Annotated in this window: 23 protein-coding genes and 1 pseudogene; 20 read left to right on the forward strand and 4 right to left on the reverse strand. The window is 41.8% G+C overall.

Going from position 1 to position 23352, the window contains the following annotated elements; genetic code table 11:
• The first annotated feature begins 27 nt into the window (after positions 1 to 27).
• The 12 genes and pseudogenes from AYR53_RS06885 to yedF all read left to right on the forward strand — a co-directional run bounded on the left by AYR53_RS06885 (position 28) and on the right by yedF (position 10176).
• Positions 28 to 1059, forward strand: coding sequence for a glycosyltransferase (locus AYR53_RS06885; RefSeq protein WP_068281056.1), 1032 nt, complete (start codon positions 28 to 30; stop codon positions 1057 to 1059).
• 149 nt (positions 1060 to 1208) lie between these two features.
• A pseudogene (locus tag AYR53_RS06890) lies at positions 1209 to 1514 on the forward strand (sugar nucleotide-binding protein); the annotation flags it as partial.
• Positions 1515 to 1702: 188 nt separating this feature from the next.
• Positions 1703 to 1885: a hypothetical protein gene (locus tag AYR53_RS06895; RefSeq protein WP_068222411.1), complete on the forward strand. Its 183-nt coding sequence runs from the start codon at positions 1703 to 1705 to the stop codon at positions 1883 to 1885.
• Positions 1875 to 2249, forward strand: a complete 375-nt coding sequence (tnpB, locus tag AYR53_RS06900) for an IS66 family insertion sequence element accessory protein TnpB (RefSeq protein ID WP_068222408.1) — start codon at positions 1875 to 1877, stop codon at positions 2247 to 2249. Before AYR53_RS06895 ends, tnpB (AYR53_RS06900) begins: the two co-directional genes overlap by 11 nt.
• Before the next feature lie 53 nt (positions 2250 to 2302).
• A complete protein-coding gene (tnpC, locus tag AYR53_RS06905; protein WP_068222405.1) occupies positions 2303 to 3811 on the forward strand; it encodes an IS66 family transposase in 1509 nt (502 codons plus the stop codon).
• Positions 3812 to 3986: 175 nt separating this feature from the next.
• Positions 3987 to 4169: a hypothetical protein gene (locus tag AYR53_RS06910; RefSeq protein ID WP_068222411.1), complete on the forward strand. Its 183-nt coding sequence runs from the start codon at positions 3987 to 3989 to the stop codon at positions 4167 to 4169.
• Positions 4159 to 4533, forward strand: coding sequence for an IS66 family insertion sequence element accessory protein TnpB (tnpB, locus tag AYR53_RS06915; protein ID WP_068222408.1), 375 nt, complete (start codon positions 4159 to 4161; stop codon positions 4531 to 4533). Before AYR53_RS06910 ends, tnpB (AYR53_RS06915) begins: the two co-directional genes overlap by 11 nt.
• Positions 4534 to 4586: 53 nt before the next feature.
• The gene (gene tnpC / locus AYR53_RS06920; protein WP_068222405.1) at positions 4587 to 6095 is read left to right on the forward strand and encodes an IS66 family transposase; all 1509 of its coding nucleotides are present in this window, start codon (positions 4587 to 4589) and stop codon (positions 6093 to 6095) included.
• A 434-nt stretch (positions 6096 to 6529) separates the two neighbouring features.
• Positions 6530 to 6922 carry a DUF6978 family protein gene (locus tag AYR53_RS06925; protein ID WP_068281054.1) on the forward strand — a complete coding sequence of 131 codons (393 nt, stop codon included), beginning with the start codon at positions 6530 to 6532 and terminating at the stop codon, positions 6920 to 6922.
• The gene (locus AYR53_RS06930) at positions 6912 to 7730 is read left to right on the forward strand and encodes a DUF1828 domain-containing protein (protein WP_068281053.1); all 819 of its coding nucleotides are present in this window, start codon (positions 6912 to 6914) and stop codon (positions 7728 to 7730) included. Before AYR53_RS06925 ends, AYR53_RS06930 begins: the two co-directional genes overlap by 11 nt.
• A 276-nt stretch (positions 7731 to 8006) precedes the next feature.
• Positions 8007 to 9197 (forward strand): cobalamin-independent methionine synthase II family protein, encoded by a 1191-nt coding sequence (locus AYR53_RS06935; protein ID WP_068281052.1) that lies wholly within the window; start codon positions 8007 to 8009, stop codon positions 9195 to 9197.
• A gap of 385 nt (positions 9198 to 9582) precedes the next feature.
• Complete coding sequence (yedF, locus tag AYR53_RS06940; protein ID WP_068223113.1) at positions 9583 to 10176, forward strand: sulfurtransferase-like selenium metabolism protein YedF; 594 nt, start codon at positions 9583 to 9585, stop codon at positions 10174 to 10176.
• Positions 10177 to 10842: 666 nt separating this feature from the next.
• On the opposite strand, the gene AYR53_RS06945 is transcribed toward yedF, so the two are convergent.
• From AYR53_RS06945 to AYR53_RS06955, 3 genes are all read right to left on the reverse strand, one after another.
• Complete coding sequence (locus AYR53_RS06945; protein WP_068223118.1) at positions 10843 to 11088, reverse strand: DUF2922 domain-containing protein; 246 nt, start codon at positions 11086 to 11088, stop codon at positions 10843 to 10845.
• A 328-nt stretch (positions 11089 to 11416) separates the two neighbouring features.
• The gene (locus AYR53_RS06950; protein WP_068281050.1) at positions 11417 to 11632 is read right to left on the reverse strand and encodes a hypothetical protein; all 216 of its coding nucleotides are present in this window, start codon (positions 11630 to 11632) and stop codon (positions 11417 to 11419) included.
• Positions 11633 to 11873: 241 nt separating this feature from the next.
• Complete coding sequence (locus AYR53_RS06955; RefSeq protein ID WP_068281047.1) at positions 11874 to 12434, reverse strand: sigma-70 RNA polymerase sigma factor region 4 domain-containing protein; 561 nt, start codon at positions 12432 to 12434, stop codon at positions 11874 to 11876.
• Positions 12435 to 12849: 415 nt separating this feature from the next.
• Between AYR53_RS06955 and AYR53_RS06965 the strand changes: the two genes are divergently transcribed.
• The 3 genes from AYR53_RS06965 to AYR53_RS06975 all read left to right on the forward strand — a co-directional run bounded on the left by AYR53_RS06965 (position 12850) and on the right by AYR53_RS06975 (position 17074).
• Complete coding sequence (locus AYR53_RS06965) at positions 12850 to 14121, forward strand: ISL3 family transposase (RefSeq protein WP_068279055.1); 1272 nt, start codon at positions 12850 to 12852, stop codon at positions 14119 to 14121.
• Positions 14122 to 15025: 904 nt separating this feature from the next.
• Positions 15026 to 15910, forward strand: coding sequence for an RluA family pseudouridine synthase (locus AYR53_RS06970; RefSeq protein WP_068281041.1), 885 nt, complete (start codon positions 15026 to 15028; stop codon positions 15908 to 15910).
• A gap of 405 nt (positions 15911 to 16315) precedes the next feature.
• Positions 16316 to 17074: a hypothetical protein gene (locus tag AYR53_RS06975; protein ID WP_068281036.1), complete on the forward strand. Its 759-nt coding sequence runs from the start codon at positions 16316 to 16318 to the stop codon at positions 17072 to 17074.
• Positions 17075 to 17334: 260 nt separating this feature from the next.
• Here AYR53_RS06975 and AYR53_RS06980 read toward each other — a convergent pair whose 3' ends face one another.
• Positions 17335 to 18492 (reverse strand): LCP family protein, encoded by a 1158-nt coding sequence (locus AYR53_RS06980; RefSeq protein ID WP_068281035.1) that lies wholly within the window; start codon positions 18490 to 18492, stop codon positions 17335 to 17337.
• Between the two features lie 802 nt (positions 18493 to 19294).
• Between AYR53_RS06980 and AYR53_RS06985 the strand changes: the two genes are divergently transcribed.
• From AYR53_RS06985 to AYR53_RS07005, 5 genes are all read left to right on the forward strand, one after another.
• Positions 19295 to 20335, forward strand: a complete 1041-nt coding sequence (locus AYR53_RS06985; protein ID WP_068281031.1) for a conserved phage C-terminal domain-containing protein — start codon at positions 19295 to 19297, stop codon at positions 20333 to 20335.
• Positions 20325 to 21608 (forward strand): DnaB-like helicase C-terminal domain-containing protein, encoded by a 1284-nt coding sequence (locus tag AYR53_RS06990; protein ID WP_068281027.1) that lies wholly within the window; start codon positions 20325 to 20327, stop codon positions 21606 to 21608. The genes AYR53_RS06985 and AYR53_RS06990 overlap by 11 nt, the downstream gene beginning before the upstream one ends.
• Before the next feature lie 159 nt (positions 21609 to 21767).
• Positions 21768 to 21950: a type II toxin-antitoxin system Phd/YefM family antitoxin gene (locus AYR53_RS06995; protein ID WP_068223145.1), complete on the forward strand. Its 183-nt coding sequence runs from the start codon at positions 21768 to 21770 to the stop codon at positions 21948 to 21950.
• A gap of 76 nt (positions 21951 to 22026) precedes the next feature.
• A complete protein-coding gene (locus AYR53_RS07000; protein ID WP_068223152.1) occupies positions 22027 to 22290 on the forward strand; it encodes a hypothetical protein in 264 nt (87 codons plus the stop codon).
• A gap of 503 nt (positions 22291 to 22793) precedes the next feature.
• Positions 22794 to 23264 (forward strand): VOC family protein, encoded by a 471-nt coding sequence (locus AYR53_RS07005; protein WP_125636173.1) that lies wholly within the window; start codon positions 22794 to 22796, stop codon positions 23262 to 23264.
• The last annotated feature ends 88 nt before the right edge of the window (positions 23265 to 23352 follow it).

Here is a 23352-nt window from a genome sequence, read left to right on the forward strand (position 1 = left end):
AATTCATTATTAACTAAGGGGATCATTGTGAAAAAATATGTTGTAGATATAGTTAGGAAAAAGGAAAATAATGCGTTGTCTAAAGCTAAAGAGGATGTTACTTTCTTTTTAAAACAGGAACAATACTTAAAAATTAGTTTGAATATTTTTCGCCACCGTTATGAAAAAATTTTCACCAAACATATTATAAATAGTAAGTTTAAAGATGTTAAAAGGAATGATGTACTTGTAGTTCAATATCCCACTTATTTAGGTGCTTATTTTGAGAATAATTTAAATCAAATACTTCAAAGCCGTGGTGTCAAAATAATTGGATTAATACATGACTTAGATACGTTAAGGTATCCACTTGCTGATGCAACACAACAATCCATAAAGTTTAGAAATGAGATAGATCGTTTAAACAAATATAATATTGTAATTGCTTCAAACGATGTTATGAAAGATTTTTTAATAGCTAATGGATTGACAGCCGAAGTAATTACTTTAGGTATTTTTGATTATCGTCATAATATTGATCTCAAAAGTTATCCTAAAAAATCTAATGTTTTAAATTTTGCGGGTAATTTAAATAAATCCCAATTTTTGTATTCCTTTTCTGAAAATATAGAAACTAAATTAAAACTTTTTGGAAATTATGATCATACACGTAAACTACCAGTACATGCAGATTATCAAGGTGTTTTTAAACCAGAAGAATTAATAAAGGAATTGAATCAAGGATATGGTCTAGTCTGGGACGGTTTAAGTGCGCATCGGATTGAGGGACCATTTGGTGATTACTTACGTTACAATAATCCGCATAAAACTTCTCTTTATCTGAGTAGCGGATTACCGGTTGTCATTTGGAAAGAAGCAGCCTTGGCAGATTTCATTAAAGAAAACCATGTCGGCATTTTAATTGCCTCTTTGGATGACGTTGATAAAGAATTAGGCAAGGTAAGTGATGCCGAATACCAGATTATGGCAAAAAACTCTTACAACATCGCGTTAAAGTTAAAAAAAGGTTTTTATATAAAAAGTGCTGTTAAGGATGCAGTGCATTTATTGGAAAACTAATTTAATAATATGATTTTTGCTTTTTTGAAACTGTCCTAATAATTGACATGTTATATATGAATTATTGTTTAAATTAAGGATTAATTAAAGTATATAGCTACTAAATATAGGAAATTTACTAAAGAATTTGATATTTCAGAGTTTAATATCAGTTTGGTCGGCCATCTTGGACGCGCACCTTGGCTGAATTTATGACTTACGCCATCGACCAACAGCTTGCTTTTGGGATTTATCATCTATCCAACGATAATAGTTGTAATTGGTACGAGTTTGCGTCAGCAATTTTGGCTGACAAGGATGTGACGGTGAGTCCTGTGACCTCGGCGGAATATCCCCAGAAGGCATGGCGGCCACGGCATTCAATCCTTGATTTAAGTAAAACTAAGGCAACTGGCTTTAAACTGCCAACTTGGCAAGCAGCTTTGAAGACATTTATGAGTGAGATTGAAAAATAAAGCAATGACTAATTTGGCGCTTCAATTCTGGGAAGAATTGGAGGGCTTTTTTTGATAATTTAGCGGGATCTTTTTTGAGAAAAATAGTAAGCAGTAAATAACGTAAGCAGTAAATAACTGACCGACTTCAAAAATAATTTAATTCAAGTTATGATTGCCTCATCAAATAATTGGTGAGGTGATTTTTATTGGATAAACCGGATATTGTTCAAATTAAAATGGATCATTCTGGTTCTCAATCGCGATCTACTATGGCAACAAAAGCCCTGCAAATTAGAGTTGATGCTAATAAATCGGTCGTAGTTTACAATCGAATTAACAACTATATTTTAGAGGCAGTTTTAAAGGCGGTGTTCGCTGGTGATAATTGATCAACGACAGATTCAACAGGTCTTTTTAGTTTGTGGAAAAACCGATTTACGTCGGGGAATCGATGGTTTAGCTGGTGTTATCCAAGATCAATTTGATTTAGATCCGTACAATCGCGCCTTATATTTATTCTGTGGAACCAGAAAAGACCGTTTTAAGGCCTTATTTTGGGACGGTGATGGTTTTTTATTACTTTATAAGCGGATCGAAAACGGTCGACTTCAATGGCCGACTGATCAGAATGCACTCCGTAAATTAAATTCTAAACAGTTGACACGATTACTCAGTGGTTGGTCATTAGACGCGACAATTCATCAAACATGTCCGCCTGGACATGAAAGAAGAAAAAATAACTATCCAAATTAGTGTAAGACATGGTAAACTCAATTCAACAAATACGGATTGAGTGGATAAAGCTAATGACACCCGAAGAAGAAATTATAGCGCTACGTAAGCAAGTCGCGGAACTAACTGAAATGGTTGCCTACTTGACTAAAAAAATTTACGGTCAAAAATCAGAACAAATTGATCCTAACCAACTGTCACTACTAGAAGGTAATGACGGTGTTTTTATCACGCCAGAGCAACCTGGCCAACAAAGCGACGCAGATCAAGTACCGGCAAAGAAAAAGCGCAAAAAGACACGGCAAGAAACTCTAAGTCGTGATTTACCAGTAAGAGAAACTGTTATTGATCTACCAACGCAACAATGTGCCTATGGGCACGAGTTGACACCGGTTGGGAAAAAGTTTGTTCGTGAAGAGGTGCATTTCATTCCGGCCAAACTTTATCGAGAACATATTTATACGCAAACCTATAAGTGTTCTGAATGTGAGCTTGAAGCTGGCAGCGCTCATTTGGTGCAAGCCCAAACGCCAGTCGCTTTAATTCCGCATAGTCTCGCCTCGGCTTCGTTAGTCGCGGAGATCATTCATAAAAAGTTTCTATTGGCAACACCACTATACCGACAGTTAGCAGATTGGCAGCGCTTGGGTATTGCGTTATCAGAGGCAACAATCTCAAACTGGATTATCAAAACGAGTCAGTTGGTCGAACCAATTTATAATTTATTACAGCAGCGACTCAGCAACCAACGTTATTTACAGGGTGACGAAACACCGATGCAGGTGTTACGTGAGCCTGGTAAAACAGCAGCCGCTAAATCATATATGTGGGTGGCTAGAACAGTAAAACAAAGTCCGCAGCAAATCATTTTTTATGCTTATGGCAGTACGCGTTCAGGAACCTTTGCGCAAAAGTTATATCGGAACTTTACCGGCATCCTGCAGTGTGATGGCTATACCGGCTATAATCTGTTAGAAAATAGTGTTACGCGTATCGGTTGTTGGGCGCATGTGCGCCGTAAGTTTTACGATGCCACCCAAGCTAATGGTAAGCCAATTAGCAGTGTTCCCTTAGCGCTAATTGACGAGATGTTTGCCTTGGAGCGTCAATGGCAACATTTTTCGCCCCGGGTACGTCGTCGAAGACGCCGTAGTAAAGTGCGTAAATTATTGAAGCGATTCTGGCAGTGGATCGATTCGGCCGACGTATTACCTAAATCACGTTTGGGTAAAGCCGTCACTTACGCGATCGATCAACGATCTACACTAGAGCGGCTAGTCAACGTTGGTATCATGGACTGGAGTAATAATGCGGCGGAGCGCAATATGAAGAGCCTGGTGATTGGTCGAAAGAACTGGCTCTTCAGTACCAGCCAAGCAGGCGCAAGATCAACGGCTATTTGGTTAACTTTAGTGGAAAGTGCTAAAGCTAACGGGCTTGATCCGCGAGGCTATATCACCTATTTATTAAAAACAATGCCCCAACACCCTAGTTTCACCGATTTGGCCCAGCTAGAGGGTTATTTACCATGGAATTATTCTGGGGCAAGACATCAAGATAGAAATAAAGCGTCAAATGAATAGAAGCCAGAAATAGTGGCGTAATGTAAAAGACAAACCGATTTCTCAATTTCGAGAAGCCGGTTTGCCTTTTTTAAACGGTCGATTATTTACTGCTTACTAAATAACTGACCGACTTCAAAAATAATTTAATTCAAGTTATGATTGCCTCATCAAATAATTGGTGAGGTGATTTTTATTGGATAAACCGGATATTGTTCAAATTAAAATGGATCATTCTGGTTCTCAATCGCGATCTACTATGGCAACAAAAGCCCTGCAAATTAGAGTTGATGCTAATAAATCGGTCGTAGTTTACAATCGAATTAACAACTATATTTTAGAGGCAGTTTTAAAGGCGGTGTTCGCTGGTGATAATTGATCAACGACAGATTCAACAGGTCTTTTTAGTTTGTGGAAAAACCGATTTACGTCGGGGAATCGATGGTTTAGCTGGTGTTATCCAAGATCAATTTGATTTAGATCCATACAATCGCGCCTTATATTTATTCTGTGGAACCAGAAAAGACCGTTTTAAGGCCTTATTTTGGGACGGTGATGGTTTTTTATTACTTTATAAGCGGATCGAAAACGGTCGACTTCAATGGCCGACTGATCAGAATGCACTCCGTAAATTAAATTCTAAACAGTTGACACGATTACTCAGTGGTTGGTCATTAGACGCGACAATTCATCAAACATGTCCGCCTGGACATGAAAGAAGAAAAAATAACTATCCAAATTAGTGTAAGACATGGTAAACTCAATTCAACAAATACGGATTGAGTGGATAAAGCTAATGACACCCGAAGAAGAAATTATAGCGCTACGTAAGCAAGTCGCGGAACTAACTGAAATGGTTGCCTACTTGACTAAAAAAATTTACGGTCAAAAATCAGAACAAATTGATCCTAACCAACTGTCACTACTAGAAGGTAATGACGGTGTTTTTATCACGCCAGAGCAACCTGGCCAACAAAGCGACGCAGATCAAGTACCGGCAAAGAAAAAGCGCAAAAAGACACGGCAAGAAACTCTAAGTCGTGATTTACCAGTAAGAGAAACTGTTATTGATCTACCAACGCAACAATGTGCCTATGGGCACGAGTTGACACCGGTTGGGAAAAAGTTTGTTCGTGAAGAGGTGCATTTCATTCCGGCCAAACTTTATCGAGAACATATTTATACGCAAACCTATAAGTGTTCTGAATGTGAGCTTGAAGCTGGCAGCGCTCATTTGGTGCAAGCCCAAACGCCAGTCGCTTTAATTCCGCATAGTCTCGCCTCGGCTTCGTTAGTCGCGGAGATCATTCATAAAAAGTTTCTATTGGCAACACCACTATACCGACAGTTAGCAGATTGGCAGCGCTTGGGTATTGCGTTATCAGAGGCAACAATCTCAAACTGGATTATCAAAACGAGTCAGTTGGTCGAACCAATTTATAATTTATTACAGCAGCGACTCAGCAACCAACGTTATTTACAGGGTGACGAAACACCGATGCAGGTGTTACGTGAGCCTGGTAAAACAGCAGCCGCTAAATCATATATGTGGGTGGCTAGAACAGTAAAACAAAGTCCGCAGCAAATCATTTTTTATGCTTATGGCAGTACGCGTTCAGGAACCTTTGCGCAAAAGTTATATCGGAACTTTACCGGCATCCTGCAGTGTGATGGCTATACCGGCTATAATCTGTTAGAAAATAGTGTTACGCGTATCGGTTGTTGGGCGCATGTGCGCCGTAAGTTTTACGATGCCACCCAAGCTAATGGTAAGCCAATTAGCAGTGTTCCCTTAGCGCTAATTGACGAGATGTTTGCCTTGGAGCGTCAATGGCAACATTTTTCGCCCCGGGTACGTCGTCGAAGACGCCGTAGTAAAGTGCGTAAATTATTGAAGCGATTCTGGCAGTGGATCGATTCGGCCGACGTATTACCTAAATCACGTTTGGGTAAAGCCGTCACTTACGCGATCGATCAACGATCTACACTAGAGCGGCTAGTCAACGTTGGTATCATGGACTGGAGTAATAATGCGGCGGAGCGCAATATGAAGAGCCTGGTGATTGGTCGAAAGAACTGGCTCTTCAGTACCAGCCAAGCAGGCGCAAGATCAACGGCTATTTGGTTAACTTTAGTGGAAAGTGCTAAAGCTAACGGGCTTGATCCGCGAGGCTATATCACCTATTTATTAAAAACAATGCCCCAACACCCTAGTTTCACCGATTTGGCCCAGCTAGAGGGTTATTTACCATGGAATTATTCTGGGGCAAGACATCAAGATAGAAATAAAGCGTCAAATGAATAGAAGCCAGAAATAGTGGCGTAATGTAAAAGACAAACCGATTTCTCAATTTCGAGAAGCCGGTTTGCCTTTTTTAAACGGTCGATTATTTACTGCTTACGAAAAATATGGTAATAAACTTATTTATCAGGTATACTGATAGTACAAGAACACACGTTTGCATGTGACGCCTACAGAAGAATATAGCTAGGGCTAGAATCTAATGGATTTTTTAATTTGTAAATGTTCAGTTTACGGATATTACTACTAAGATCAGAATAATTATAAATTTTAGATTCGTCATCATTCTTAAAACATTCATCGGGACGTGAGTTAGTGACTATTTTTGAAGAGGACAATTTAACTGAAACAGATGTTGACCATTTGGTTCATGCCTTAAATATCCAAGCAGATTATTAGCCTTTGATCAATTGCGCTCAAAGATTGAGCATTCGGTTATGTTAAAGGGAACAGAAATAGATGGGGACACCGTAATTATAGGTGATGTTGATGATATAGAATATATTTTACATGTATTTTGTGGTGATCCGTTGATAATTCGGCCTAAATACACAATTAATTTACGTTTTAAAAAATCCAATATTCAATTGATTCGCGTAGATATTGGCGGCCGGCATAGGAATCCCAATGAAAAAAGCGCAAGAAATTATCCGCACATTCATATTTATAATCCGAATTATAGTAAGAAAGATCGCATTGCCTATCTACTGGATTCAAAAAAATTTCCTAATATAGATAATATATTACGGACATTTGAAGATGTTCTACGCTATACTAACATTCAAAGGAAATTGAACGAATATTGGAGGCCTGAGGACAATGATATCTGATTTTAACGCAATGAAACTCAAAAACGAATATTTTGATTGGTTGAGTGAGCAAGAATCATTTGCCGATGTTGGTTCCGCTTCTCGGCCAGTTGTGGAAATTAAAACCCCATTTCTCGATGACTTTTCCGATGGGATTGATCTCTATCTCTATCCCGATCAGGATGGTCAGGTCTTAATTACTGATAATGGCGATACGCTTGATGGTTTGCGTACTAAGGGTATTTTGTTTGATAAAAGAAGCAAAACAAGAAATAAAATAATGGCCGATGTTTTAGATACTTTTGGTATTGAAAAGCAAACAAATTCAAAAAAATTATTTATAATTACTAAGCGGAATGATTTTCCTAACGCAAAACAACGTTTGTTGCAGGGAATTCTAAAAATTATTGATTTAACGTATACTGAATCTAAAAGTGTTTTTAGTTTATTTACTGATGAAGTAGCGAATATACTAACGGCTAAACAAATTCTTTATAATCGTTCTCGGGCCGTTGTTGCACCAAATGGCCGCTCTTTTATTTTTGATTTTATGATTCCCACCAAAAGAAATGGCGATACTTTGGTACGAACTTTTCATAGTCCACAATTTACTAATTCGGCTAAAGTATTCTCGTGGGACGCTAGTTATATCAGCCGCTTTACGACCAACAAACCAGGAAAGTTTATTGCGGTAATTGACGATCAAAATGCAAAACAGGAACAGGTCAATGACTTCATCGCTATCCTTAATAGTGAGCAACAAGCTAGTATCGAAGGAATTTCCTATTCTGAAATGAATGCAAAAATGAATGCCTTCACTAATTGTTAACTGAATATGATTAACATAATAAAAAATGTAGCCTAACTATTTAAATTAGTTAGGTTCTTTTTTTGCAGAGATTTCCGTTAGTCAATGAATATACAGGGGATTAACGACATTTCAAATAATTAATTCTTCAAAGCACCTAAAGAATTAATTAATAATAGTAACATTAGATTGTTTTAATTTGAATTGTGAATTAATTAGCTTAATGCTATTATGAAATCGGTTACAAAAGACTGGTCTTGGTAACTGAAACCTGAATACATAGAATGGGGTGATTAGATGACGACGAAATTTCCACTGTTTCCGGTTTCAATGGTCGGTAGTTGGCCACGGAATCCAGATGTGTTGGCGGCGATTAAGGCGATTGGCAAACCTGATTTTTCTCAGGCAAGTCTTGATGCTGTCGCTCGGCAACAGGAAATATCGGTTATCAAAATGGAGGAGCAACTTGGGTTAGATGTCATTAGTGATGGTGAGTTGAACCGCGATAACTACGCATCATACGTGGCGCAGCGGTTTGACGGCATTGAATTAATGGATATGTTACGTTTTTCTGATGTTTTAGGCTCGGACTGTAGTTTTGCGGACGAGTTGATTAATCGGGCCGGCGTTAAGTTGAGTGCCATTAACAACGCTGTGTGCGTGGGCAAGCTTGGTTATGCGCAAGGATTGACGGTGGAAGACCTGCAATTTTTGAAGCAGCAAACGAAGCAGCCAGTCAAAATTGAGTTACCGGGTCCGTATTTACTGGCGCGTTCGATTTGGGTGCCTAACGCCAGTATGCCGGCCTATAAAAACCAAGAAGAAATGGCCGAAGATATTCTTAAGCTACTAACAAAAGAGGTTCAGCACCTGCAGGCAATTGGTGTGGATATCATTCAAATTGACGAACCTGTTTTAACTGAAATTGTGTTTAGTGCGGCGTCTAATTCCGAGCGCTCATTCATGTGTTCATCACTTTCCAAAAAACGGGATAAGGCAGATGAGTTGGCCTTTGCGACTGACCTAATCAAGCGTCTATTTGCTCAAATTGACCGTAGTAAATCGATTGCTGCTCTACATACTTGCCGCGGCAACTGGGGGACGGATGAAAATGCGATGCTATCTGGCTCATACGCGCCACTAGTCGACACGTTTAATGAAATTTCACCGGATCTTTTGTTCCTTGAGTTTTCTGTCAAACGAGCTGGCGACATTTCAGAATTGTACGACAACGGTCTGAATAAAACGTTCGCGTTAGGCATTGGGTCCACCAATCCCCGCAGTAGTGAAATTGAAAATCCTTATGACATCATGGCTCGAGTTGAAAAGGCGCTGCAATACTTACCGAAAGAAAAAATCTGGCTCAATCCAGATTGCGGCTTCGGAACGTTCTCCAACAGTGTTATCAGTAACGCAGAAGTTGCCGAACGAAAAATGCGTGCCATTGTGCGGGCGGCGAAGTTATTGCGGAAGAAGTATCAGGAGTAGTTGGAAGAGTGTCTGGAAAGGCGCTTAGATTCTGAGGATTAGCCTAAACAGACGAATTGGCTGTTGTAGCTACTATTCCGCAGTTGAAGATTATTAGCAAAAATACGCTAATAATCCTGATGCTTCATCCGTTGTCCATTCAACTATGGCGAAAACCGCCAAGTTGAAACATGGCAACCGCAGGAATCTGCCTTTCCAAACACGTTTAGGCCGAACACGTTTAGGCCGAACACGTTTAAGCCAAACTAGCCAGGGAAGACTAGTAGGATTCTGGCTTATATGTGCTCCTGATAGGCCCACAACAATACCATTTCAACACATTTACAGAAAAAGTACCGCAATCAAACCAATTTTCAAACATACATAAATAAAGGAGAAATCAATCATGCAAAAATTAGATGCTCGTGGCGTTCCCTGTCCTAAACCGATTATTATGACCAAATTGGCGTTAGAAGAGGATCCAGTGGTTAGCGTTACGGTGAACGAAGAGGCGCTTGAAGATCTCAAAAAATTAGCGGATAAATTGGAAGGAACCTACTCAGAAAAGAAGCTTAAGGAAGACGAATATGAGGTGAATATCGAAGTGAAGGATACAGTGGAAAAGGATCAACCAATTGAACAGGCGCCTAATCAAAATGGTGGTGGCACCGTCATTATGATCGGTAAAAAGGTCATGGGTACAGGGCCAGAAGAACTGGGTACGATTTTGATGAATGGGCTCATCTTTACAATTGATCAGACTGCGCCACTACCAAGTTCGATTATTTTCTATAATGACGGCATCTTTTTAACGACAAAGGAAAATGACGCTCTGGAGGATATTAAAAACCTCGCTGATGAAGGTGTCGAAATCCTATCTTGTGGAACTTGCCTGAATTACCATGATGTTGAGGCCGAACTGAAAGTTGGTGGAACCACTAATATGTACGAAATTTTCCAGAAATTAGGTAAGGCCAGCCAGGTAATTACGCTAGAATAAACGAATAAATGGCTCTGAATAAGCCTTGTGTCATACTTGCAACTTTGCGGGTATGGCGTAAGGCTTTTTATTAGAATAATTTTTCCAAGCAAAGAGGCTGGGGGAAAATTCCTAGTCGCTCATTGTTTCTAAACGTTACCCTAGAATGTGCGCCAAAAGTCTGGGTTCACGTGCCTAACTACGACTAATCGAATAACCATAGTACGGTTATTTGATTAGTCTACGTTACGCAGTAAACCCAAAAACGACTTTTGTCCCACTCCAAGCAAAAACCCCTCATCATCGACGAGGGGTTTCACTAGGAGTAACTGGGCTGTTACTACTTTTTAGGTAGAGAAATAATTATCTGCCTGTTGGGGGTGGATAACTATTGCAAATCCAATTATACGATAGGTGCCAGTAATTAGCAATCGTAAAAATGAAAAAATCTAATTTACTGATAAGCAACTAACTATTACAGAATTAATGTGGTTAAAATGTAGTTAACTCATCAGAGATTAGTGGAACTTTTTTTAAATTGGCAACAACGGTAATTGTAGTCAAATCTTTTACATTTTTAAAAAGCAACTTGGTTAGTTGTACGTTAGGGACAGCTTACTTTTTGTTAGAAAAAAACTAACCCAATTGGTAATTACTGTACTATTAGTTGTGCGTTAAACTACAAGCTTACGCGTCCGCTTTTTCACTCTTTTTCTTATCACTGAAAATTGGTGTTACTGTGCGTTCAGTGTAGCTGGCCTGAACCGGGTGGGCGTAGGGGTTGGCAAAATCGATTTCGAACATTTTTAGTTCGGCGATTGTCTGCATTGCCGTCTTGACAGTTGTTTCGTCAAGATTCTGGGAAGCGTAATTCATTCGCAAATGCTTCTCTTTGCCGTTTTCACTGGTGAATTCCATATCAAGTTGTTTCATAGGTGGGACCTCCTTAATTCGTTAGGGTCGATTTTACGTTAATCGCAAAATTTCATTCACGGCGGCTGATCATTTTTCTAGTGTACCTGGAAAAGATAGCACCGCCTTAATGCTTAGGCCGTTTTAGGATCGTCTGCGAGACTAACTGTAGTTTTCGATTAATCTGTGTATTTTTGCGCCTGAATTCTACAGTTAGCCTATAGTCAGTGTGATCACTAATTGGCAGTGTGACTCGTTAAATCAATGACTAAACTGCTTTTCATTAATTTAGGCGTGTTTGGAAAGGCATCCGGGGACTTATTTTTCAAACACGGTCTAGTTCGCTGGACTATTCCTCAATTCCGGGAAAGTCGTGGCGGCGGTAATAAACGGTAACGGCGGCGTTGGCACGCTGACCGGAGAGATTCTCAACAACTTTGCCAAGACCAGTTAGCTGTTCTGTCGTTACTTCTTCTTTGCAGTCATGAAAAACCCGTGTCGCTTCGTTGGCGATGTCAGGCCCAGTGACCTTAATTTCAACGTTCGTTTTAATCCAATCATCCATGAGATTGTCCTCCTGTTATAGAGTGCAGAAAAAGGCGGTATAAACGTGTTCCAAAAGGCAAATTCCTGCGGTTGGCTACAGAAGTCGTCTCGTCCGTTTCACGGCCAATCCGCCTTCTTAGGCCAATCCTCAGAATTTAACCGCCTTTTTCCGCACTCTAAATATTTTGTAAGATCTAATCAGGTGGCCACCATTTTTACCCTTACATACTAATAACAATTTAGCGGCCGGATTTGTGACCTTAATCGCTGAACAAATTTTCAGCTTGGCGCCGAACTCGATCGCGAATTCGGTAAACGCTGCGGCGATTAATGCCTAACTCTTTGGCAATTTGAACCATGTTTTGATCGGCTCGGTAGGCGCGCCAAAGGTAATAGCGCTCGTTTTCGCTAAGTCTGGTCATCAGCAGGTTAAAGTGGTCATCGGCTTGAATTGTGGCAATCAGCTCACTGAATTGGCTGGCTTCTTTGGTGGTAAATTCGGCCATATCGTCAGGCTTTTCGGTTCGTTGCAGTAGTTCGCTAGAAACGCAGCAATTTTGTTGTTTACTAAAAGTGTTACGCCGATTTTTATTTGCCCAAATAATGTGGGTGTAGATGTAACTTTCCCGGTTGAGCTGGCTACCACTTTGGTAGTAATCCACGAAGCCAGTGACGTAATCGAGGACGCTATCCTGGTAATAATCGGCGAACTCCGAATGCCAGTAATAGATACCGGCGGCCTTGAGCGCACCATAAATGATGCCAGGATTGGCGGCGAGGCAGGAAAAGGCTTGTTGTTCTAAATCAGTTTTTTGGGTCAACAGAAACACTCCTTTGCCGTGAAGGCAGAATTGTGTTTCCTAGCGCTAGAAAACGTTTTAAGAATAACAAAATTATAAGTAATTATGTAAACGCTAACTTTCAAATGTGACAAGTAAATCATGAAAAATGTCGGTCAAGTATTGTTCGGCAAATCACTGATAAAGGCTATTGGGTGGGGAGATTTTTTGAATATTTGTGGGTATTTAATCGGAATTGGTATAGAAAAAGCCGAAGACAAGAAAATGTCTTCGGCTATAGTTTATGGGTTCTACAATATCTGTTGTTGGTAATAGATTTTCATCTATTACTGATGACAGATTTTTTATTTATGGCTAGAATAAAAAAGCGGACATTTCCTGTCCGTTCATCCAAGTCAACCACCACGAAGATTTTTCAGAAAGAAGGAAATGCCCTATGTGTCATGATACTACAAAATTATTATTAGGAATAGCTGACGAGAACCTAAAAATTACTGACGGTGAAACTGGAGAAGACGGGGTTATTCGCTTAACTGGCCACTTGGATTACACGCCGAAGGCTTGTCCCAAGTGCGGGATTATCAATGATCAAAAGATTATTAACTACGGCTGGCGCAATACCACTATCAGATTCTCGAAGGTTCTGAGCAACACCGTCATCTTAGCCTTAAAGCGCCGCTATTTCCACTGTAAAGAATGTCACGGCAACTTTCTTGCACAAACATTGGCAGTTCCGAAACACTGTACAATTTCAAACACCAGCCGCAAAGAATGCCTAGAGAAGCTCGGTGAACCGGTCTCTTTGAAGCACATTGCCAATGAAGTATCGGCATCAGATTCATTTGTGGGCCGCCAGTTAATGCGCGCTGAACGAGACTTTCAAACCAATTGGCACTATTTACCAGAGATCATCTTAATGGATGAGGTGAAGAGTACCAAGAGCGCTACTGGTGCCATGAGCTTTGAGTTCATGAATGGCGAAACCCATGAATTAATCGACTTACTCCCTTATCGAACCATCAATAAACTAGAGAAGTATTTTTACCGCTTCGATCAAGCTGCCCGAGAAAACGTCAAAATTATTGTGACTGATATGAATTATACCTACCCCAAGCTTGTGCAGACCGTGTTCCCCAATGCCATGGTGGTCATGGACAAGTTTCATATTATCAACGCCCTAAATCGGGCGTTTAACAAAACCAGAATCAAGGTGATGAAGAAGTTTACCCCGTCTTCTCGCGAATTTCACGCCCTTAAGCGCTACTGGAAGCTGTTGTTAGTACCAACTGAACAGCTTAACTTTGAACAATTCAAAAAGTGGACTAATTTTCCTTACTGGATGGCTGCCACCGATGTTGTCCATCAGCTGTTATCGTTGGATTCAGAACTAGAACAAACTTATCAAGTCTTAAACAGCGTCCGGTCAGCTGTCCAACATCAAGATTGGCATAACTACAATGCGGCATTTTGGAATAACAAAACGTATTCTGAAGAAATGAAGAACACGATTAAAACACTTGAAAGCCATCATGATGAGATTCGTAACACCTTTACCACACACTATTCAAATGGTCCTTTGGAAGGTTCTAATAATAAAATCAAGGCGATCAAACGAGCCAGTTTTGGCTATCGCAGCTTCTGGAGGTTTAGAACTCGAGTACTATACGTTTTCAAAATCAAAACAAAAAGAGCCCTAATCACGAAGTGATTAGAACTCGAAATATGGATTCACCAACAACAGTTGACGAAGAGCCATACAAAATGTCAACCGTCTTAAACGGTTTTGCGAGGGATCTGTTTGAGCAGATCCCGTTTTTTGTATCTTCAATATAGCATAATAAATGTCATTCATCAATGAATTATACTTTATCTAGGTCTCGTTTAGAAAATACTTTTAATAGTGTTTACCAGACTAATTTAGTGAAAACGTGTTTGAAAAAGCAGATTCCTGCGGTTGCCATGTTTCAACTTGGCGCTTTTCGCCATAGTTGAATGGACAACGTATGGAGCATCAGGATTATTAGCGTATTTAAGCTAATAATCCTCAATTGCGGAATAGTAGCTATAACAGCCAAATCATCTGTTGCACAGATAATTCGTCTGTTTAGGCTGCGATTCGGACTTCGGTCCATCTTAGTCCGATCGACAACGTTAGTAATCCTCAGGACCATGTTTCTTGCGGCACGAACTTTGCCACAAGAATGGCCATCGTTCGTAGCATCAAGATTATTAGCGATCTAGGCTAATAATCCTCAACTGCGGAGTAGAATCTGGGCGCTTTTTCGAACACTCTTTAAACTACTTAATGACAATAAAAAATAGCCGTCCACTATACTTTTGACCGAGTATAAACGACTATTTTAGTCCAATAATACAATGTTAACCGTCTTAAACGGTTTTGCGAAGGGTCTGTGTAAGCAGATCCCGTTTTTGGTACCTTTGACAGAGTATGACGACTAGTCTTTATTAGTTACATCTTCAAGATAGCATATTACGTGTCATTCAGCAATGAGTTTACCCGCTCATAAGCCAATCCCACGTCCAAATCAATTTGGCAGCCTCCTTATTTTTGGTTAAACTAAAAGTAGTCTAAAAGCTGAAGGAAGAATATTATGCAAAAATGGCAATATCACTGTACTGTGACCGCCGCGCAGTCGGGCCACCGGTTAAAGCAGTACCTGCGTCGTGATTTATTAATTCCGAAAACGATTTGTTATTATTTGCGAATTCGGCGCATAATCCGGATAAATGGGCGTTATCAATCAGTTTATACACCAGTAAAAACCGGCGATGATGTGCTGCTAACTTTTTACGCGGCTGATTTCAGTACGCCACGGCCTGATTATCATGGTGGTGACGCTAGTTTGGTGCACGTTTTGTACGAAAATGATGATTTATTGGTGGTGGACAAGCCGGCGGGGATTAAAACGCACCCGAATCGGCCGGGGGAGCAGGGCACGCTGATGAGTCATGTCACGGCTTATTTGCAGTCGCCGGCCTACGTGGTTCACCGAATTGATCGCGCTACTAGCGGGGCCCTTATTGTGGCAAAAAATCCGGTGGTGCTGCCGATTCTCAATCGTTTGATTAGTAGTAAGCGAATCACGCGGCAATACCGGGCCTGGGTTCACGGGCATTTGCCGGCTAGGGGCACGATCAATTTGCCGATTGGGCGCGATCCGTTGGACAAGCGCAAACGGCAAGTTGGTGGGCCGGACGCGCTAACTGCAGTCACGCACTACCACGTTTTGCAAGAAACACCGACCAAATCCTTGTTAGCGATTCAATTAGAAACCGGCCGGACTCACCAAATTCGCGTGCAGTTTAGTTACTTGGGGCACCCTGTGGTAGGTGATCCGTTGTACGATCCCCAAGCCGTGGCCTATTCCCGGTTATTTTTACATTCGGCCAAGATGCGTTTGTTGTTGCCCTTTAGTTTTACGCCAGTTACAATAACGGCGCCGTTGCCGGAAAGCTTTTTAAGGCTTACAGATTAAAGGGCTGATTAAGGTGGTTGTTGCTGGTTAATGACTAAATTTAATTTTTGAGTGGGACCTGTCATTGGGTTCCATTTTTATTTGCCAAAATTAGTCTTTTGGATTGCTCACTGTCCTGAAAAATGAGTTTAACTTTAGTTGCCTAATTAAATTCAGTAACCTACCTAATAGTGTGGTGGCAATTAAATGACGATTACGCGAGATAGAAATTAGAAGATCACGGCCTTAAATTAAAATTTTCCCACCTTTATTTGTTAGCGTTAACAAATTTGTTATGCTGGAAAGGCATTATTTTTCGCAAATTGCGTAAAAGAATGCTAATTCAGTTACGGAGGGGTAAATTAGTGATTACTTTTGGGAATAAATTAGACAGTTGGCATTTTAAACGGCAGGGTGGTGGCTGGGATGACTAAGCTACCAGACCTGATCGATCTGACAAAATTGGCTCAGTATTACGAGCAGGCGCGTTTTCACCAGCACAATGAGTTAGGCAGCAACGCCATGCTGGTGGCGGAATTAAATCCGGCGGTGGAACGTGGTGGGGAATTCTACTACAGCGTTGTAATTACGGTGGCGGGGCACATTTACTTTTGTCCGGAAACTACCGAAAAATTAGTCATGGGTTATTTTAATCAGCAATGTTTTCACTACGGCGATTCGAAACGCTTGGCCCGTTCAACGGGGCAAACGCGGTTGGTGCCGTACACAATGGGGCGTTTAGTGCTGGTACCGCTGAGTCGTGAAAAAGCTAAAGAGTTGTACTGGGTGGTTGGGCAACATTTTGATAATGCTCAGCCGGTGGCAGCCGCAGTGAGTGATCTCGTTTTTACAACTGGTCTGCGGGTGCGGGTTGTGGCCAAATCCCAAACGATAATGCGCTCCATGCATAAGGCGGCCCGGCTGCGTTTCAATCTGCGCAAAGGTAGTGAGCAACTATTGCGGATGACCAGCGACTATCAGGTCACCATCAATTATCCAGCGCCTAACGACGGCTACTTTTCCCGCACGATGGCCGATTTTGAATTAGAGCAGCCTGATTGGAAGGCCATTAAAGAAAACCTTGTTGATTTGAAACGGGTTTACAAATTTCTCGATGATCGTGATTACAAGCAACTTAGTAAACAAATGCAGATTAGGGAGCGGCGGTATTGTGGGCTTTCTTAGAAAATGTTTGAAAAAGCACAGGGAACTGTTTTTTTAAATCTGCCTAATGTAAATTGATCTAGGAAATACTCAGAGCTTTTCCAAACCTAGCCTGGTGAGAGAACAAGTCGTTCATCAGCAATAGAAGTAAGATTTTCCAGTCATTTTCCAAATAAAATCCACCAAAAAGGCGTCCGCCCGGCTAACTTAGTCAGGAGGACGCCTTTTTAGTTTGACTTCTATAACAGGTGCTAGTCCGTTTTATGTCTCGTTAAAACACGCTACCAGTTAGCGCCTTGCTGGTTGGCGCTGTTATTTTGCGACCAGGTTGCGGTGGGGCCGCTGCTCTGTTGGGTGTTACCTTGGGTGCCAGTGGTTCCCGTAGCTTCAGTTCCACTAGACTCAGTGCCTTCAGTGCCCGTGGCGTCCGTTTCGCTGGTGTCCGTTTCCACGTTGTAGGTGGTGTAGTTGACACCATCAAAGTAAGGGTTCGCCTTATTCATGGAAACTTCCTTGTTCTTCACCTTAGCCGCGCTTAAGCCTAATTGGTTGCGCAATTTTTTGGAGACGCGGTTAAGTTCTTTGGTGGAAGCAATTTGGTAAGAGCCACCGTTGATCGTGGCGTCTTGACCTTGCAGCTGGTCGGATTTAATCGTGTTGCCGGCTGCCCGGTAGCTTTTGGCCATGGAGGTCATGTCGCCGAAACTAATGTCGGTTCGGATGTTCTTTTTGACGATGTTCAGAACTTTTTGATAATTGGTCAAACTGTTAGCGGATAATAATTTCTTCGCAACAGCCTTGATGACTTGTTGCTGGCGCAATTGGCGGCCGTAATCGCCTAAAGGATCCTGATAGCGCATGCGGGCAAAGGTGAGTGCCTGTTTGCCGTTTAAGTGGTGGGTGCCTTTAGTGATTGTGATGCCGTTGAAGTTAAAGGTGTACTTGCTAGTGACGGTGACGCCGCCGACTGCGTTAACCAGATCCTTCATGCCACCCATGTTAATCGTTAAGTAATAGTTAATTGGCACGTTAAGTAAATTTTTAACGGTATTTTTGGCCGTGGTTGAACCGCCAATCTGGTAGGCGGCGTTAATCTTTTGAATTGAGCTTTCACCATCAGCCTTCATTGAAGCTAAGGTATCCCGGGGAATACTCATTAAAGTTGTCTTTTTCGTTTTCGGATTGATCGTGGCGACCATCATTGTGTCGGAACGGCCTTTATCAGTTCGGCCGTCGGAGCCAGTGTCGATACCTAATAGTAGGATCGAGATTGGTTTCTTGGCCTTAATTTGCTGGCTGGCAGATTTGCTGGCTGAATCGGCGTTGGAATAAACGTCATTGGCAGTTTCCTGAACCTTGTAGTAGGCCACACCGGCGTAAACAGCCACGCCAACAAGTGCCAGCAACACAATGATGAGGATCCATTTCCATTTACCCATCCGTTTTTTTTGTTTACGACTTCTCACAAGCGACCCTCTTTCGTTGATCTAGAGTGTTTGAAAAAGCGGTTAGGTTCTACTCCGCAATTGGGGATTATTACTAGCCGCGCTTACGATGGCGATCGGACTAAGATGAATCGAAGTCCGAAGCGCAGCCCAAAACGCTAATAATCCTGATGCTACGGACGATGGCCATTCTTGTGGCAAAAGCCAAGGGACACAGTTATAAAGCCAATAACTGCTTGCAACTAAGTTCATCTCAGTCACCGCAAGAAGCTGCTTTTTTCAAACACGTTTAAACTAAATTTGTCCGGGAAAGCATCGGAAGCTGCTTTTTCAAACGTATTTGGTCGGCGCTAAATTTATGGTTTGATTATTTAAATAATAATAGCACTAATTTCGCTGATAATTGTAAAGAAACTTTGAAGATTATGAAGTGCGGCTAAAAATGGCGGCGAATCTCAGGAAGCAGCCACTGCTGGATTGGTGTGGATTATTGAAAACTAGTCTAAGGAGCACAGCTGGCAGCAATGGCAAATAAGCCGATTGGCCGGTACTTATTTGGCGTGTTGAATTGCCTGATCATGACTCGTTGTGAAGGATAAGCGATCATGGAAAATCAATGAATGACTTTTTACTAAAACGAAATAGTGAACAAAACTTTTTGTAAAGTTTACAAAAAGTTTACAAAAAAACGCTTTTTGGGCGGAAATTTGGTCAATTTGGGTCACAAAATAGGCTGCTAAATTGTTATTAGTTCTGTTAGGTTTAAAAAAATAATTTAAAAAAGAGGTTTAAGAAGATGATTCAACTACCAAATAACTTTTTAAACAGTCCTAAAATTCAATACCTATTTAGAAGTACCAACTTCAGTCAAGGAAAGAGTTACTATTTCTTATTTCAGGAACTGTTATTTGCGGCGGCCAAGGTAAATGATCATGGTGAAATCTATTTAAAAAAAAGCGAACCCATTCAATTGGCGCAGATCCGCCACTTTTGTCACAGCTATCGGTCCGAGTACCTGGAAGCGACATTAGCGGGTTTAATCGCCGCCAAATTAGTTTGTTGGACGGCCGAACAACACTTACAAATCCTGGATTGGCAACGTTACATTATCCCCGAAAAGCAGGGGACCGCCGCAATGGCCGGGGCGAAGGCAGGTTTTCAAGTCGCTGAAACAACTGGGGGGAAAGCTGATTTTCAAAGTAACACTATTGCTGGAGAAAAAGCAGTCGCAAGGTTTAATCCAACAACTCGGCTAGGCTTAAATTCAACGTCCGGGGCAATGGCCAATTCGGCCACTAACGCATCAACCCCAACTTACCAGCAGTTACTAGCGGTGGAAAAGCAGGCGGCCTTGAGACGGCAGCGGCTGCTTAAGTTGCAGGAACAGGCCCAGTGGGATGCTCTAGAAATTACGGCAACGGAAAAGCAAGTGCTATTAAAATTACTGCGGGACTTTAATCAACTCACCGGCAAAAATTTTGGTGTCGCCATTGAAAATATTCAGCCGCTTTTAATTCAGTTGCGCAACGGTCATTCGCCTGCGTTGATCAAAAGAGTCATTCAGTACAAACAGCAGCAATGGGCTAATACCGATTTTCACGCCTACATTCGGCCGTTAACTATTTGCGGGGCCAAATTTGCCCAATACTGTAACGAATTGCCCGTTCAACCTAGTAACGGCGCCAAACCGAAAATGATCCAGCACAGTCGTCAGGAGTATTTAAAGTTAATCATTCAGCAAAATAACGGTGATTTAAGTAGAATCATGCGGGTGATTGAAGTTGAACACGCCAATTTTAGCCAAAAAGAAGTGGAGGCCGCCTTAAATGATGTTTGAAATTCAGATTTGCGCCTATTTGTTGCTCCATCCAGAAGTGATTAAAACGAAACTAATTCAACCCAAGTGGCTGGGAGCTGAACATTACCGGACGCTGCTGCGTTTTATTTTGGACAATCGTGGTGAGTTTAAAAGTGCTAACGAAATTCAGACGCGCTTTTTGGCCACTTTCCCGGCTGAATTAGACGAGCAGCAGTGGCAGGAAATGAGCAGTGCCAAAGTTAGTGAGGCCAATTTTAACGATGCGGTTCACGGCCTGCACTTTTGGTATTTGCAGGGTGAAATTCAGGCCCGGGCCAGCGAGTACACGAAATACCCCAGTGTGGAAAATTTGGATTTTGTTTTGCAGTTAGGCCAAGAACTTCACGACATGAATTTGCCTGCGTTGCCCACCAAACCATTATCCGATTACGGTGCGGATTTGCTGCACTATTTGGACAATCCGCGGCCAACGGGCATTAAAACTTTTGCGGACGTGGATTCTGTTTTGGGCAACGGCCTGCACGGTGGGGTTTTGTGGACAATTGGCGCCCGGCCAGGGGTTGGTAAATCAGCGTTTGGTCTTAATTTAATTCAGAGCGCCTTACGGACAGATCCGCAAGTGGTGGCCGATTTATTTTCCCTGGAAATGACTGGCGAAGATAATTTTTACCGCACCGTTTCTTACCACACGGGCATTCCCGTCAACAAGTTTAGCAATCCGGCGGGAGTTTTGACTGGTAACGAAAAGGCCAGTGTCAAAAAAATTGTGCCCAACGTGATCAAACAAAAAATGAATCTCCACGATAAGATTTTAGTTTTACCACAAATCATCAAAGTGATTCGCGATAACGCGCGGCGGGCACCCAAGGGTAAGTATTTTGCGGTGATTGATTATTTGCAAATCACTAGTTTAGAACGAGTGCAGGCTCGCTCAAGTGATCGCCGTTTGGAAATTGAACAGATCACCCGGGAATTGAAACTGTTAACCAACGAGCTGGATATCCCGATTGTACTATTTTCCCAGCTAAATCGTGAGTTAGAAAAGCGGCCGGACAAAACGCCGCAACTGGCGGATTTACGCGAGTCCGGCAGTATTGAGCAGGATTCAAACGTGGTGGCCTTTCTTTACTGCCCCAATCAGGCTGAAGAGCGCCAAAGTGAGCGTCACGTGAACTTGCTGTTTAAGAAAAATCGTTCTGGCAGTTTGGCCGAGCTCAGTTTTTTGTTTCTCCCTCGGCAAATGATCTTTTTGCCGCAGCACGGGGATGAGCTGGAAAATAGGGTTAAATAAGTGAGGGGCTGGCAGGTGTGAGTTGTACAAAATAGACCTAAAAGGCTAGGAGGTGCCATGTTTCGAGTGTGCGAGCTTTGCACTAGGAGAATGGACATCATCCGTAAATAGGATTTTGTGCTTGCACAAAATAGACCTAAAAGGCTAGGAGGTGATTTCATGCAAGAATTAACCGTGACGGAGGCCAAAACGCAGCTCAACCGGCTAGTCCGCGAGGTGGACCGGAACAGCGGCAGCCTGCTAATTCGCAACACGCGTACCGGTGACGTGGTCGTTTTGCTGGCGGCCCATCACTGGCAGGCGGAACTACAGAATTTGCTAGGTGAAAAATTGAAACTGTAAGGGATGAAATGTCAATTAAGGAATTAATTGCATAACTACTGCAAAATGTATCGATCCTAGAAGGAGGTTCTAAGCCATGGCAGAAACAGAAACTAATAAGGTTGCACCTAGCAATCGTGTGGCGTCGGGGACATTAATGACAAGCCCACAAAGCTCAGCCTGGTGCCCCAAAGATTACTTAGATCGAAAGCTGTATCCAGATGAAAGGCTAGGGCGGCTTGGTCAGCTGTGGTACCGTCAAAGTGATAGGCTGAATTTTCTAGAATTTGTTCGTTTTCTATGCCTGAATCAGGCCAACGCGCAAGCTGTTTTAAAAATGTTAGGGGCGCAAGAAGACTAATTTTGACCAAGCGTTGAAAAATACGGTTACTAATACCATTCCTAGGTAGGTTGCGATTCGGACTTCGGTTCATCTTAGTTCGATCGACATCGTCAGCGAAGCCAATAATAATCCCCAATTGCGGAGTAGAACCTAACCGCTTTTTCCACCACTCCCACCACTATTTTAATAAAAATAGTTAAGAAACACGCTAGATGTGTCAATGAAACAGGGACCGGTAAATTTATTTTTGCTGTGTCCCTATTAGTATGTAAGCGGTATACTTGCATAAGCAACACTGATTCAGACATAGAAAGGCTTGCCTTGAAAAAGTGTCAAAAGACAAAAGAAAGTCACTGAAAACTTGATTTTTTTTATTTAGGAGTGGGACTATAATAGATTTTAATGAGGGCTATTTTAGTTAGTTGTGATTAAAAAATGGTTTTACATTTACTTGATCAATTTAATGTAAACGTAGTTGAAAAGGCAGTGTAACAGCATGAACTGCCAGTGATGGAGGGATTATGATGACGGCTCACAGCGCAATTTATCCATATTTAACTTTTGCTAATACGAAGGAAGCACTGGCTTATTATCAAACCGTTTTTGATGCCCAGAATATTGTTCGTCTACCGGTAACGGCCGCGGCGGCGCAAGCCATGCAGGTTCCAAGTGGGGTGGATTTTTCCCAGTTAACGATGCACGCGGCATTTACCATTTTAGGTGAGTGGCTTTACGCGGCGGACAACTTTGAACAAAATCAGCATTTGACCAACAGTACCCGTCTATTGCTTGATATTGATAGCGATGATGCTCAGAAATCGGCGACTGCACAGGCTCTGTACGACCGCCTAATGCGTGAGCCAACCATCAAAATCGATATGCCTTTGGCTGATCAGGGCTGGGGCGCCAAACTGGGGATGTTCACCGATAAATACCAAATTCAGTGGATGTTGCAACTGCGTTCTTGGTCCCAGCCTAACCCAGGGGCCTAATTGTAGTTAGACTGTAGGCGGCATTAGTTTTTTGAAAATAATTTTGGATTGGAACTAATTAGCGGGCACTCAAGAAAATAGTAAATTA

Source organism: Loigolactobacillus backii (assembly GCF_001663675.1).
GTDB lineage: Bacteria > Bacillota > Bacilli > Lactobacillales > Lactobacillaceae > Loigolactobacillus > Loigolactobacillus backii.

What these genes read in the sequence shown, in the direction of transcription:
- AYR53_RS06995 (WP_068223145.1), top strand. Translation starts at nt 21,768, where the DNA reads ATGCAAGAATTAACCGTGACGGAGGCCAAAACGCAGCTCAACCGGCTA.
- AYR53_RS07000 (WP_068223152.1), top strand. Translation starts at nt 22,027, where the DNA reads ATGGCAGAAACAGAAACTAATAAGGTTGCACCTAGCAATCGTGTGGCG.
- AYR53_RS06985 (WP_068281031.1), top strand. Translation starts at nt 19,295, where the DNA reads ATGATTCAACTACCAAATAACTTTTTAAACAGTCCTAAAATTCAATAC.
- AYR53_RS06975 (WP_068281036.1), top strand. Translation starts at nt 16,316, where the DNA reads ATGACTAAGCTACCAGACCTGATCGATCTGACAAAATTGGCTCAGTAT.
- AYR53_RS06965 (WP_068279055.1), top strand. Translation starts at nt 12,850, where the DNA reads ATGTGTCATGATACTACAAAATTATTATTAGGAATAGCTGACGAGAAC.
- tnpC (WP_068222405.1), top strand. Translation starts at nt 4,587, where the DNA reads ATGACACCCGAAGAAGAAATTATAGCGCTACGTAAGCAAGTCGCGGAA.
- AYR53_RS06925 (WP_068281054.1), top strand. Translation starts at nt 6,530, where the DNA reads ATGTTAAAGGGAACAGAAATAGATGGGGACACCGTAATTATAGGTGAT.
- AYR53_RS06930 (WP_068281053.1), top strand. Translation starts at nt 6,912, where the DNA reads ATGATATCTGATTTTAACGCAATGAAACTCAAAAACGAATATTTTGAT.
- AYR53_RS06945 (WP_068223118.1), bottom strand. Translation starts at nt 11,088, where the DNA reads ATGAAACAACTTGATATGGAATTCACCAGTGAAAACGGCAAAGAGAAG.
- AYR53_RS06935 (WP_068281052.1), top strand. Translation starts at nt 8,007, where the DNA reads ATGACGACGAAATTTCCACTGTTTCCGGTTTCAATGGTCGGTAGTTGG.
- AYR53_RS06970 (WP_068281041.1), top strand. Translation starts at nt 15,026, where the DNA reads ATGCAAAAATGGCAATATCACTGTACTGTGACCGCCGCGCAGTCGGGC.
- tnpC (WP_068222405.1), top strand. Translation starts at nt 2,303, where the DNA reads ATGACACCCGAAGAAGAAATTATAGCGCTACGTAAGCAAGTCGCGGAA.
- AYR53_RS07005 (WP_125636173.1), top strand. Translation starts at nt 22,794, where the DNA reads ATGATGACGGCTCACAGCGCAATTTATCCATATTTAACTTTTGCTAAT.
- AYR53_RS06990 (WP_068281027.1), top strand. Translation starts at nt 20,325, where the DNA reads ATGATGTTTGAAATTCAGATTTGCGCCTATTTGTTGCTCCATCCAGAA.
- yedF (WP_068223113.1), top strand. Translation starts at nt 9,583, where the DNA reads ATGCAAAAATTAGATGCTCGTGGCGTTCCCTGTCCTAAACCGATTATT.
- AYR53_RS06980 (WP_068281035.1), bottom strand. Translation starts at nt 18,492, where the DNA reads ATGGGTAAATGGAAATGGATCCTCATCATTGTGTTGCTGGCACTTGTT.
- AYR53_RS06950 (WP_068281050.1), bottom strand. Translation starts at nt 11,632, where the DNA reads ATGGATGATTGGATTAAAACGAACGTTGAAATTAAGGTCACTGGGCCT.